Origin of the sequence: Azospira sp. APE16 (assembly GCF_047901315.1) — a bacterium.
Classification (GTDB): Bacteria; Pseudomonadota; Gammaproteobacteria; order Burkholderiales; family Rhodocyclaceae; genus Azospira; species Azospira oryzae.
In genome coordinates, this window is the sequence record NZ_CP179682.1 from 2,891,607 (window position 1) to 2,903,803 (window position 12,197).

9 protein-coding genes are annotated in these 12,197 nt (G+C 67.8%); all 9 read left to right on the forward strand.

The window, feature by feature from the left end; all coding sequences use genetic code 11:
* Positions 1 to 40: 40 nt before the first annotated feature.
* Positions 41 to 2,872, forward strand: coding sequence for a secretin and TonB N-terminal domain-containing protein (locus ACLSSQ_RS13815; protein ID WP_416243023.1), 2,832 nt, complete (start codon positions 41 to 43; stop codon positions 2,870 to 2,872).
* 8 nt (positions 2,873 to 2,880) lie between these two features.
* On the forward strand, positions 2,881 to 3,990 hold the full coding sequence (locus tag ACLSSQ_RS13820) for a cytochrome-c peroxidase (RefSeq protein ID WP_416243024.1): 1,110 nt from the start codon (positions 2,881 to 2,883) through the stop codon (positions 3,988 to 3,990).
* 28 nt (positions 3,991 to 4,018) lie between these two features.
* The gene (locus ACLSSQ_RS13825) at positions 4,019 to 5,437 is read left to right on the forward strand and encodes a trypsin-like peptidase domain-containing protein (protein WP_416243025.1); all 1,419 of its coding nucleotides are present in this window, start codon (positions 4,019 to 4,021) and stop codon (positions 5,435 to 5,437) included.
* Between the two features lie 102 nt (positions 5,438 to 5,539).
* Positions 5,540 to 6,664 carry an alpha-hydroxy acid oxidase gene (locus tag ACLSSQ_RS13830; RefSeq protein WP_416243026.1) on the forward strand — a complete coding sequence of 375 codons (1,125 nt, stop codon included), beginning with the start codon at positions 5,540 to 5,542 and terminating at the stop codon, positions 6,662 to 6,664.
* Between the two features lie 249 nt (positions 6,665 to 6,913).
* Positions 6,914 to 9,217, forward strand: a complete 2,304-nt coding sequence (locus tag ACLSSQ_RS13835) for a TonB-dependent receptor (RefSeq protein ID WP_287874236.1) — start codon at positions 6,914 to 6,916, stop codon at positions 9,215 to 9,217.
* A 79-nt stretch (positions 9,218 to 9,296) separates the two neighbouring features.
* Positions 9,297 to 9,977 (forward strand): Fe2+-dependent dioxygenase, encoded by a 681-nt coding sequence (locus ACLSSQ_RS13840; RefSeq protein WP_014236752.1) that lies wholly within the window; start codon positions 9,297 to 9,299, stop codon positions 9,975 to 9,977.
* 8 nt (positions 9,978 to 9,985) lie between these two features.
* Complete coding sequence (locus tag ACLSSQ_RS13845; protein ID WP_416243027.1) at positions 9,986 to 10,621, forward strand: PepSY-associated TM helix domain-containing protein; 636 nt, start codon at positions 9,986 to 9,988, stop codon at positions 10,619 to 10,621.
* 33 nt (positions 10,622 to 10,654) lie between these two features.
* Positions 10,655 to 11,179 carry a DUF2271 domain-containing protein gene (locus tag ACLSSQ_RS13850; protein ID WP_416243028.1) on the forward strand — a complete coding sequence of 175 codons (525 nt, stop codon included), beginning with the start codon at positions 10,655 to 10,657 and terminating at the stop codon, positions 11,177 to 11,179.
* Positions 11,180 to 11,281: 102 nt separating this feature from the next.
* Complete coding sequence (locus ACLSSQ_RS13855; RefSeq protein ID WP_287874238.1) at positions 11,282 to 12,085, forward strand: DUF4198 domain-containing protein; 804 nt, start codon at positions 11,282 to 11,284, stop codon at positions 12,083 to 12,085.
* Positions 12,086 to 12,197 lie beyond the last annotated feature (112 nt).

Sequence of the window (12,197 nt, forward strand, 5' to 3'; positions counted from 1 at the left end):
CAGACGTCCTACGGAAAAGAACCATTTTTCCGGAGTCATCATGCGCCCCCAGAATCCCCTCTCCTCCCCCGTGCCTCTGCCCCGCCTGCGGCCCCTGGCCCTGGCCGTGGCCCTGCTCTCGCCCCTGGCGGCCCTGCCGCTGCAGGCGGCGGAGGCGCCGGCCGCCGGCATTGCCGTGCGCCTCGACATTCCGGCCCAGGCTCTGGGGCCGGCCCTGATCGAGCTGGGCCGCCAGACCCGCCTGCAGATCAGCTTCCCGCCGGCCCTGGTGGAAGGCCGCCGCTCCGCCGCCGTCAGCGGCAGCCTGCCGCCCCTGCAGGCCCTGGAACGCCTGCTGGCCGGCACCCGCATCGGCTACCGCAGCACCGGCAGCAACACGGTGCTGCTGGAGGCCCTGCCGGCACTGGCGCGGCCGGCGACGCCCATCCTCCCCGCCGCCCCTGCGGACCGTCATTTGCCTGAAGTGAAGGTGGTGGACCAGCGGGACCCCTTTCTCGGCGGCCGCACCATTGACGAGGAACTGATCCGCAGTTTCCCCGCCGGCAACGGCGACGCCACCAGCCTGCTGAAGATGCACCCGGGGGTGCAGTTCAGCGAGACCCGCATGCAGAGCAAGCGCCAGGGGGAAATCGCGCCCCAGGACATCTCCATCAACGGCGCCAAGTACTACCAGAACCTGTTCCAGGTGGACGGGGCCCGCATCAACAACGACATCGACCCCACCTCCAACAACCCCAACCACTACGCCAACCCGCCCAGCGCCGCCCAGGGCATCGCCCTGGACACCAGCCTCATCTGCAAGCTGCAGATCGCCGACAGCAACGTCTCTGCCCGCTACGGCGGCTTCAACGGCGGCGTCGTCAATGTGGATACCTGCGACCCCACCGCCGAACTGAGCGGGGCCATGAGCGTGCAGTACACCAGCAGCAACTGGACCAAGCTGATCGTGGACGAGCAGGACTACCAGTCCTTCCAGGAATCCAGCGATTACACGGCCCAACCCAAGTTCCGCAAGATCTTCTACAAGGGCAACGTCAGCGGCCACCTCACGGAAAACTGGGGCGTCACCGCCGCCTTCAGCCGCCGTACCTCCGACATTCCCCTGCATGCCTACAGCAGCAACGGCAACACCACGGACGCCTCGGCCAAGACCCAGACCCGGCAGATCGACAACCTGTGGCTGAAAAACGTCATCAACATCTCGCCGGACACCCGGCTGCGGGTGACGGTGGTGGACGCCCCGGGGGAGGACCACTACTTCATCAAGAACCAGAAGGATTCCGGCTTCACCCTGACCTCCGGCGGCCAGCAACTGCAGGCGGCCCTGGAGCACCGCATGACGACCGGCAAGTGGTTCGTCCAGGCCGGCTACACCACGGCCGACAGCTCCCGCCGCAGCGAGACCAACTACCAGAAGTCCTGGCGCCCCTCCACCGACAAGAACTGGAATCCCTCCCCCACCGCCACCACCGAAGTGGAAGGCTCCTGGGGCAATGTGGACCAGACCTCCGAGGCCGCCTCCCTGCAGGCCCGCTTCGAATCCATCGCCCTGGCCCTGGGGCCCACGGCCCACCGCTTCATGGCCGGTGCCGAATTCGAGGCGGAGGAGGCCCGCTATGCCCGCCTCAACGACCACTATGTCTACCTGCCGGCCAATGCCAAGGCCACCACCACCTGCGCCCTGGCCAGCGGCGGCAGCGACAGCGACGCCTGCTCCCTGGGGGCGGTGAGCTACACCGGCTTTTCCGGCAAGGGCCAGTACTTCAACAAGCGGGACGTGTACCGGACCGGCGAGATCGCCCTGTCCACCAACAAGTTCGGCTACTTCCTGGAGGACGACGTCAGCTGGAAGCGCCTGCGTACCCGCTTCGGTCTGCGCGGCGACTGGGACGACTACATGGACAAGGCCACCCTGGCGCCCCGCTTCTCCCTCAACCTGGACGTGCTGGGGGACAACCGCACCAACGTCATCCTGGGCCAGAACCGCTACTACGGGCGCTCCTTCTTCGGCTACCGCCTGCGGGAAGGCCGGGAGGCCCTGAAGATCACCGAGTCCCGCACCATCACCGCCGGCAAGATCACCGACTGGGTGTACAGCGCGCCCAGCAGTGCCATCGTCAACCGCTTCAACGAAATCGACATTCCCTTCGACGACGAGAAAATGCTGGGCCTTTCCCAGCGCTTCGACGGCTGGCTGGCGGAGCTGAAGTTCATCAACCGGGAAGGCAAGGACCAGGTCACCCTGCGCACCCTGAAGAACAGCAGCACCAACAAGAACTACTACGCCTACACCAACGACGGCCACAACGAGACCAACATCACCACCCTGCTGCTGCGCTCAACGACGCCGTGGAAGCTGGCGGGCACCACCCATCAGTGGGAATTCGGCCTCGACATCACGGAGATCAAGAAGTCCCACACCGACATCGACACCTCCATCAGCCTCACCGACATGGACAAGTACATCCTCTACAACGGCCAGCTGGTGCGCTATGTGGACCGTCCCGCCGACAACTACAACCGGCCCAAGACCCTGCGCCTGACCACCCTGTCCAGCCTGCCGGCGTGGAACCTGACCATCACCAACTTCTTCCGCCTCAAGAGCGGCTACAAGGCGGTGGTGAATACGGGCACCACCCAGACCATCAACGGCGAGAGCTATGCGGTGTGGCAGTCCCGCCAGTACCCGGGCACCCTCAGCTGGGACATGAACATCGGCTGGAGCAGGAAGGTCACCGGCACCCAGAGCATCTTCGCCAACCTGCGCATCGACAACGTGCTCAACCGCTCCATGCAGCTGGAGCCGGTCAACAACATCCCCCAGTACGAAACCGGCCGCCAGTTCTGGCTGGAACTGGGTTACCGCTTCTGAGGCCCGCCATGAACGTCACACCGTTTTCCAAGCCCCTCCTCCTCTCCCTGCTGCTGGCGGCCGGCCCGGCCCTGGCCGCCGCCCCCGACATCGCCTGCCGCAGCAACGGCGCCTGGGACAACGCCTGCCTGCGCCGCCTCTACCAGGGCGCCCCCGGTAGCTGGCCCAAGCCCCAGGTGGATGCGAGCGTGACCTGGCAGGAAATGGCGCCGGTGCCCGCCGTGGCGCCCGCCGCAAGCCCCCGCCAGGCCGCCCGGGTAGCCCTGGGCCGGGCCCTTTTCTTCGATCCCCGCCTCTCCGCCAAGGGCCAGGTTTCCTGCGCCTCCTGCCACCAGCCGGAAAAATCCTTCACCGACGGCAAGCCCCTGGCCGTGGGCGAGGACCAGCTCATGGGCCGCCGCCGCACCCCGCCCCTCTTCGCCGCCCCCTTCGCCACCAAGCTGTTCTGGGACGGCCGGGTGGACAGCCTGGAAGCCCAGGTGCTCGGCCCCATCGCCAACCCGGTGGAGATGAACCACCCCATCGCCGCCGCCGTGGCCAGGGTCAACGGCCTGGAGGAGCACCGCAGCCTGATCCAGGCCGCCTTCGCCGCCCCCGCCCTGGATGAGGCCCAGCTGGCCTGGGCCCTGGCCGACTTCGTGCGCAGCCTGCGCCCGCCGGCCACGGCCTTCGACCGTTTCCTGGCCGGGCGCAGGGACGCCCTTTCCGACAAGGAGCTGCAGGGCCTGCACCTGTTCCGCACCCAGGCCCGCTGCATGAACTGCCACAACGGTCCCCTGCTCACCGACCACGGTTTCCACCACATCGGCCTCTCCTACTACGGCCGCCGCAACCAGGACCTGGGCCGTTTCGAGGTAACCCGGGAGAAGGCCGACCTGGGTGCCTTCCGCACCCCCAGCCTGCGGGGCGTGGCCCAGGCCGGGCCGTGGATGCACAACGGCGTCTTCCCCGACCTGAAGGGTCTGCTGCGCATGTACGGCAACGCCATGGGCAACCCCACGGCCAAGGCCGTGGCCGCCGGCGACCCCTACGCCCCGCCCCTGTCGCCCCTGATCCGCAAGCTGGAACTGAACGAGGCCGACGTGGAGGCCCTGGCCGCCTTCCTGCAGACCCTTTAAGCTGCCCTACCCCGCCAGGAACACCGTCATGACCCACACCGCCCCCCTCCGCCACGCCCTCTGGCTGGCCTTCTTCGCCATGGCATCCGCCGCCGCCAACGGGGACGCCGTCCTTACGCCAGGCCAGCCCCAGAGCGCCGCCCCGAGCCCATCCCCGGGCACGGCCGGCCAGAGTGGCCTGGCCATGCGGGTTGCCGAGCGGCTGCCCTCCGTGGTGCAGATCCGCGTCCGCCGCAGCGAGGGCGTTGCCGCCGTCGCCGCCGCCAACACCGCGCCGGGCCTGCCGGTGCCGGACGGCACCGGCTCCGGTTTCGTCTTCGATTCCCAGGGCCATCTCCTGACCAACGCCCATGTGGTGCGCCGCGCCCGGCAGATCCTGGTGATCGCCCCCAACGGCCAGGAGGTGGAGGCCAAGGTGGTGGGCAGCGACGACACCACCGACATCGCCGTGCTGAAGACCGCCGCCCCCCTGGCGCCGCCGGTGCCCCTGGGCAGCAGCAAGGAACTGCGCCCCGGCGACCCGGTCTTCGCCGTCGGCTCGCCCTTCGGCCTGGCCCACAGCGTCAGCGCCGGCATCGTCAGCGCCAGCGGGCGCTTCCTGCCGAGCAATCCCCACGTGGCCTTCCTGCAAACGGATGCGGCCATCAACCCGGGCAATTCGGGCGGCCCCCTGTTCGATGCCGAGGGCCGGCTGGTGGGCATCAATTCCATGTCCTTCTCCCGATCCGGCGGCTATACCAACATCGGCTTCGCCATCCCGGTGGAAGAGGCCCGGCGGGTGGCCGCCATCCTCATCCGGGACGGCCAGGTGAAGCGGGGCTGGCTCGGCGCCGAACTGCAGGCGACGGAAACGGCGGCCCGGGCCCTGGGCCGGCAGCGGGGCGTGCTGGTGACCCGGGTCCATGCCGACACCCCGGCGGAAAAGGCCGGGCTGCAGGCCGGCGACCTGGTGATCGGCATCGCCGGCCGGCCCCTGGCCGACGGCGGCGACCTGCACCGCTTCCTCGCCGCGGCGGCCCCCGGCGACCGGCTGGAACTGGAACTGTGGCGCCAGCAGCAGTCCCGCAGCGTGCGGGTGGTCCTGGGGGAAAAGCGGGAAGTGCCGCGCCCCGCCACCAACCTGGCCGCCTACGACCCGGCCCGCAGCCTGGGTCTGGTGCTGCAGGAACTGCCGGCCAAGGGCGGCCTGCGCATCCTCGCCGTCCAGGGCATCGCCGAGCAGAACGGGCTGGACCCGGGAGACGAGATCGACAGCCTGGACGGCCAGCCGGTGAAGGAAATCCACGATCTCAACCTGGCTCTGGGCCGCATCCCCAACCGGGAGATGGGCCTCCTCGGCATCCGCCGCCAGGGCCGGGCCCTGGTGCTGCCCCTGGGGCCCCGGCCCCAGGTGGGCACCACCAGCACGACCGCCCCCGGCCAGCCCCGCAGCACCACCGACGACTGAGCCTGCACCACCGCTGCCTCCGCCCCGACCCGGGCGCGGTGGCAGCGGCAGCGCCGATTTGCCGGTAAAGTTTGCCCTATCGCCTCTCGCCCCCATTCCGCCATGGCCTTCAACGCCCCCCTGCTGGAACGCATCCCCCGGGAAATCGCCGCCGTCGGCGATTACGAGCCCTATGCCCGCCGCCGCCTCGACGACAACGCCTGGACCTACCTGCACAGCGGTTCCGCCGACGAGCTGACCTTCCGCTGGAACAAGGAGGCCTTCGACCGCCTGCGCCTCAACGGCCGGGTCCTGGCCGACGTGCGGGGCGGCCACACCCGGCTGGAACTGTTCGGCCAGCGTTACGAGCATCCCCTCTTCCTCGCTCCGGTGGCACACCAGAAGCTGTTCCATCCCGAAGGGGAACTGGCCACCGTGCTCGGCGCCGGCGCCCTGCAGGCGGGCATGGTGGTGTCCACCCTGGCCAGCACGCCCCTGGAGGACATTGCCGCCCAGGCCGAGGCGCCCCTGTGGTTCCAGCTCTACTTCCAGCCGGACCGGGACTTCACCCGCCAGCTGGTGCAGCGGGCCGAGGCCGCCGGCTACCAGGCCCTGGTGGTGACGGTGGACGTGCCCATCTTCGGCCTGCGCAACCGGGAGCAGCGCATCGGCTTCCACCTGCCCGCCGGCATCGACCCGGCCAACCTGCGGGGCATGGCGGCGCCGGCCCAGCCCGCCCTGCATCCGGGCCAGAGCATCGTCTTCGACGGCATCATGGCCGCGGCCCCCACCTGGGAGGACATCGCCTGGGTCCGCTCCCTGACCCGCCTGCCGCTGATCCTCAAAGGCATCACCCACCCGGGAGACGCCCGCCAGGCGGCCGACCTGGGGGTGAATGGCCTGATCGTCTCCAACCACGGGGGCCGCAGCCTGGACACCCTGCCGGCCAGCATCGAGGCTTTGCCGGCGGTAGTGCAGGCCGTCGAAGGCCGCCTGCCGGTGCTCCTGGACGGGGGCATCCGCCGCGGCAGCGACGTGGTCAAGGCCCTGGCCCTGGGCGCCGCGGCCGTGCTCCTGGGCCGGCCCTGGGTCTACGGCCTGGCGGCGGCCGGCCCCCTGGGCGTGGCCCACACCCTGAAGCTGCTGCGGGAGGAGCTGGAGGTGACCATGGCCATGGCCGGCTGCGCCACCCTGGCCGACATCAACGCCGACCTGTTGTTTTCACACCACACCTGGATGCAACCTTGATCCAGGTTGAAATCCATTGAAAATCAAGGCATCGCCGCCTGCTATCCGCGCGAAACCCCTGATCTGGCAAGCCTTTCCGGCCTGCCTACGGTTTGACCATTACAAATGAAAACAATTATCATTGGCTTCATTACGAGATTTAACGATCCCGGATAGCCAGCCACCTGCAGACGCCGCCCGCCGGCACGTCATCGGTCAGGAAGCCAGCCTCAACGACTTCCCACAAAAATCCCCACGGAGATTTGACCGATGGCCTACATCCAGAGCCACAAGCACGCCCCCGACCAGCAGCCCCGTTTCAAGCGCAGCGCCGCCTTCACCGCCCTGGCCCTCGCCGTTCCCGGCGTCGCCCTGGCCCAGCAGGAACAGACCCTGTCCACGGTCAGCGTCACCGCCGAGACGGAAACCTTCAAGGCGGATACGGCCGCGTCCACCAAATACACGGCTCCCCTGGTGGATACGCCCAAGACCCTGACGGTCATCACCAAGGAAGTGTTGCAGCAGACCAACGCCACCACCCTGCAGGATGCCCTGCGCACCACCCCCGGCATCACTTTCGGCATGGGCGAAGGCGGCACACCGGCCGGCGACATCCCCATCATCCGCGGCTTCAAGTCCGAAGCCAATTTCTTCATCGACGGCCTGCGCGACCCCAGCTCCCAGTCCCGGGACATGTTCGCCGTGGAGCAGGTGGACGTCACCAAGGGCCCCGATTCCGCCTACAGCGGCGGCGGCGCCGTCGGCGGCAGCATCAACCTGAGCACCAAGAATGCCCGCCTGGGCAACTTCGGCGATGCCAGCATCGGCGTCGGCACCGCCAACTACAAGCGGGCTACCGCCGACATCAACCGGCAGATCGGCGACCACATGGCCGCCCGCCTCTCCCTGATGAAGGAAGACAGCGATGTGGCCGGCCGCGAAGCCGTGTGGAACAAGAAGGACGGCGTCGCCGCCTCCCTCGCCGCCGGCCTGGGCACCCCCACCCGCGCCAGCCTCAGCGTCTACCACTACCAGACCGAAGGCCTGCCGGATTACGGCATCCCCTACAACAATCCCATCGCCAAGTACGCCACCGTGGCCCAGGGCACCGGCGGCTCCACCGCCACCACCCCGCCCACCGTGGCCCCGACCCTGAACCCCACGGCCGTGGCCAAGAACGGCGACGGCGGTCCCCTCGGTGTAAACCGAAACAACTTCTACGGCCTGGTGAATCGGGACTTCAGCCGCACCGAGGTCAACAGCCAGACCCTGAAGCTGGAACACGACATCAACGACAAGTGGACGGTGCGCAACTCCACCCGCTTCACCCAGACCAAGAATGACTACGTGGTGACCAACCCGGGGGATTCCAACGCCTCCATCGTCACCGGCACCACCCTGCCGCGCAGCTCCAAGAACCGCAACTCCACCAGCGACAGCGTCATCAACGCCACCGAGCTGGTGGGCGAGTTCTTCACCGGCGACATCAAGCACAACATCGCCACCGGCATCGAGTTCATGCACAACGAGGTGGACAGCCGCGGCTACACCGTGACCGGCGCATCCAACGCCAACATCCAGAATCCAAACCCCAACGATCCCTGGACCGGCACCGTCACCCGCAATACCGCCGGCACCTACACCCGCACCGCCTCCCGCGGCATCTACGTCTTCGACACCCTGACCCTGAACAAGCAGTGGCTGCTCAACCTGGGCCTGCGCGACGACGAGTTCCGCACCTCCCTGGACGGCTACACCACCAACGGCACCAAATCCACCACCGTGCCGCTGCAGAGCCGCTCCAGCTTCACCAGCTACCAGGCCGGCGTGGTCTTCAAGCCGAAGGACAACGGCAGCATCTACGCCAACTACGCCACCGCCGCCAACCCCTCCGGCATCACCGCCAGCGACGGTTCGGACAACCTGTCCCTGACCAACAAGGACCTGGAGCCGGAAGAGGTGCGCAGCCTCGAGCTGGGCACCAAGTGGAACCTGTTCAACAACAAGCTGGCTCTCACCGGCGCCGTCTTCAACATCGAGAAGACCAACGCCAAGATCAGCCTGGACGCCAACACCATGGCCACCGTCGGCAAGCAGCGCATCAACGGCTACGAGCTGGGCTTTGCCGGCAACCTCACCGACAAGTGGCAGGTCACCGGCGGCTACACCTACATGGATTCCGAACTGGTGGAACCGGGCCCCTCCTACTGGAGCAAGAGCGGCACCAACTGGCGCTACAACGCCAACGCCGAGAACAAGGGCAACAAGGTGCCCAACACGCCCGAGCACAGCTTCAGCGTGTGGACCAGCTACCGCATCCTGCCCCAGCTGACCATCGGCGGCGGCGCCTACTACGTCTCCAAGGTGTACGGCGATGCCGCCAACACCAAGTGGGTCCCCTCCTACTGGCGTGCCGATGCCATGGCCACCTACCAGGTGGACAAGAACCTGTCCCTGCGCCTCAACGTGCAGAACCTGTTCGACGAGGTGTACTACGACAAGGCCTACGCCAGCCACATGGTCAGCGTCGCCCCGGGTCGCCAGGCCATCCTGACGGCCAACTACAAGTTCTAAGCGTTGCCTCCCCGCCCGGTCCGCCGGGCGGGTTTTTCGTTTCACCCGGGCCTAGCCCATCGCCAAGGAGCCCTGCATCATGATGCTGCATATTCCGGAATTGCTGACCCGGGACCAGGTGGCCGAGTGCCGCCACATTCTCGCCAACGCCCAATGGCAGGACGGCCTCGCCACCGCCGGCATCCAAGCAGCCCAGCGCAAGCAGAACCTGCAACTGCCCGAAGGCACGCCGGCCATCGCCCGCCTGCGGGAGATCGTCACCGGCGCCCTGCTCAATAATCCCCTTTTCTTCTCCGCCGCCCTGCCCCAGCGCATCCTGCCGCCCTTCTTCAACCACTACGAAGGCGGCGGCTTCTACGGCAACCACGTGGACAACGCCATCCGCTATCCCCACGGCAGCCAAGCTGGCATCCGCACCGACGTCTCCACCACCATCTTCTTCACCGACCCGGACGAATACGAGGGCGGCGACCTGTTCGTGGACGACACCTACGGCAGCCACCAGGCCAAGCTGCCGGCCGGCGACGCCATCGTCTACCCCTCCACCAGCCTGCACCGGGTCGAGCCTGTGACCAAGGGCGCCCGCATCTGCTCCTTCCTGTGGACCCAGAGCATGATCCGGGACGACTGGAAGCGCACCATGATGTTCGACCTGGACTGCACCATCCAGAAGCTGCGCCAGCAGGTGGGCGACAGCGAGGAGGTGGTGGCCCTCACCGCCCACTATCACAACCTGTTGCGCCAATGGGCGGAGATGTAAGCCGTCCCATGAACACCGCAGCAAGCATCGCCCCCGCCCGCCGCCCCGGCTGGCTGAAAACCCTGCACCAGTGGCACTGGATCAGCTCCGCCATCTGCCTGCTGGGCATGGTCCTCTTTGCCGTCACCGGCATCACCCTCAACCACGCCGCCGACATCGGCAGCAAACCGACGGTGCTGCGCCAGCAGCTGCAACTGCCCGAAGCCCTGCAAGCCCAGCTGGCACCGGCTGCCGCCGAAGCCCGGCAGGCGCCCCTGCCGCCGGCCCTGGCGGCCTGGGCCGCCGCGACTCTGGACATCGAGGCGGTCGGCCAGGAGGCCGAATGGTCGCCGGAGGAAATCTACCTGGCCCTGCCCCGGCCCGGCGGCGACGCCTGGCTGCGCATCGACCGGGAAAGCGGCGAGGCGGAATACGAAGTGACCGACCGGGGCTGGATCTCCTACCTCAACGACCTGCACAAGGGCCGCCACACCGGCGGCGCCTGGCGCTGGTTCATCGACATTTTCTCCGCCGCCTGCCTGGTGTTTTCCCTGTCGGGCCTGCTCATCCTCAAGTACCACGCCGGCAACCGGCCCGGCACCTGGCCCCTGGTGGGCCTGGGCGCCCTGGTGCCCCTGCTGCTGGCCCTGCTGCTGATGCACTGACCCTCCCCCAACTATTACCGAAAGCCTCCGACCATGACGTTCGCCAAGAAACGCCTGCTTTCCCTGCTCCTCGGCTGCGGCCTCGCCCTGCCGACCCTGGCCGCCGACCTGGCGGTGGAAGTGGAAATCCCCCGCCTCAACGTGGCCGAATACCACCGCCCCTATGTGGCCGTGTGGGTGGAACGGGCCGACAACAGCATCGCCGCACACCTGGCGGTGCTCTACGACGCCAAGATGAAAAACGGCGAAGGCACCAAGTGGCTGAAGGACCTGCGCCAGTGGTGGCGCCGCGGCGGCCGGGACCTGGCCATGCCGGTGGACGGCATCACCGGCGCCACCCCCACCGTGGGCAAGCAGAAGCTGCGCTTCGCCCAGGGCAAGGCCCCCCTCGGCGACCTGCCCCCCGGCGACTACAAGCTGGGCATCGAAGCCGCCCGGGAAGTGGGCGGCCGCGAGCTGCTCTACATCCCCTTCCAGTGGCCCCCCAAGCAGGCCCAGCAGGCCACCGCCCAGGGCCAGAGCGAACTGGGTCACATCACCCTGGAGCTGAAGCCCTGAACGGCACGGGCGGTTCATTCCGCCCCGCCCCCTCGGTGATCTCTGTGCCCTCTGTGGCTAGCTTTTAGAACTCTTCCCCATTCCCACCGCAAAGGATTCCCCATGAAACTGCTGCGCCCCCTGACTATCGCCGCCCTCCTGGCCACCGCCCTGGTGCCTGCCGCCCAGGCCCACAATGCCTGGCTGCTGCCCTCCTCCACCGTGCTCTCCAAGGCCCAGTGGATCACCGTGGATGCGGCCGTGGCCAACGACCTCTTCTTCTTCAACCACAACGCCCTCAACCTGGACAACCTGAGCGTCACCGCCCCCGACGGCAGCAAGGTGGCGCCGGAAAACCTGGCAAAGGGCAAGCTGCGCAGCGTCTTCGACCTCAACCTGACCCAGGCCGGTACCTACCGCGTCGCCGTGGTCAACGCCGGCATCATGGCCAGCTTCAAGCTGAAGGGCGAACCCAAGCGCTGGCGCGGCAGCGCCGAAGCCTTCGCCCGGGAAATCCCGGCCGAGGCGGAAGAGCTGAACGTCAATGAAATGGCCGGCCGCAACGAGACCTTCGTCACCGTCGGCAAGCCCTCCGCCCTGACCCCCATCGGCAAGGGCCTGGAACTGGTGCCGGTGACCCATCCCAACGACCTGGTGAACGGCGAGGCCGCCACCTTCCAGATGCTGCTGGACGGCAAGCCCGCCGCCGGCCTGGAAGTCACTGTCACCAAGGGCGCCACCCGCTACCGCAACCAGCTGGGCGAAATGAAGCTGAAGACCGGCGCCGACGGCAAGTTCAGCGTCACCTTCCCCGAAGCCGGCATGTACTGGCTCGACGCCGAACTGAAGGACAGCAAGACCAGCGTCAAGGCCGCCAAGGAACGCCGCGTCACCTACGCCGCCACGCTGGAAGTGCTGCCCCAGTAAAGGGCAAGGCAAAACCTTAGCCACAGAGGGCACAGAGATCACCGAGGTTTCTGTGCCCCGGGCTTCCCGGGTCGGGTAGCCAGCCTCCTGTGCGCTTCCGTCACCGTTCCCG

Bases quoted from the DNA above. Each gene is read 5' to 3' on its own strand.
- ACLSSQ_RS13830 (WP_416243026.1), top strand. From the start codon at position 5,540: ATGGCCTTCAACGCCCCCCTGCTGGAACGCATCCCCCGGGAAATCGCC.
- ACLSSQ_RS13815 (WP_416243023.1), top strand. From the start codon at position 41: ATGCGCCCCCAGAATCCCCTCTCCTCCCCCGTGCCTCTGCCCCGCCTG.
- ACLSSQ_RS13825 (WP_416243025.1), top strand. From the start codon at position 4,019: ATGACCCACACCGCCCCCCTCCGCCACGCCCTCTGGCTGGCCTTCTTC.
- ACLSSQ_RS13820 (WP_416243024.1), top strand. From the start codon at position 2,881: ATGAACGTCACACCGTTTTCCAAGCCCCTCCTCCTCTCCCTGCTGCTG.
- ACLSSQ_RS13850 (WP_416243028.1), top strand. From the start codon at position 10,655: ATGACGTTCGCCAAGAAACGCCTGCTTTCCCTGCTCCTCGGCTGCGGC.
- ACLSSQ_RS13835 (WP_287874236.1), top strand. From the start codon at position 6,914: ATGGCCTACATCCAGAGCCACAAGCACGCCCCCGACCAGCAGCCCCGT.
- ACLSSQ_RS13840 (WP_014236752.1), top strand. From the start codon at position 9,297: ATGATGCTGCATATTCCGGAATTGCTGACCCGGGACCAGGTGGCCGAG.
- ACLSSQ_RS13845 (WP_416243027.1), top strand. From the start codon at position 9,986: ATGAACACCGCAGCAAGCATCGCCCCCGCCCGCCGCCCCGGCTGGCTG.
- ACLSSQ_RS13855 (WP_287874238.1), top strand. From the start codon at position 11,282: ATGAAACTGCTGCGCCCCCTGACTATCGCCGCCCTCCTGGCCACCGCC.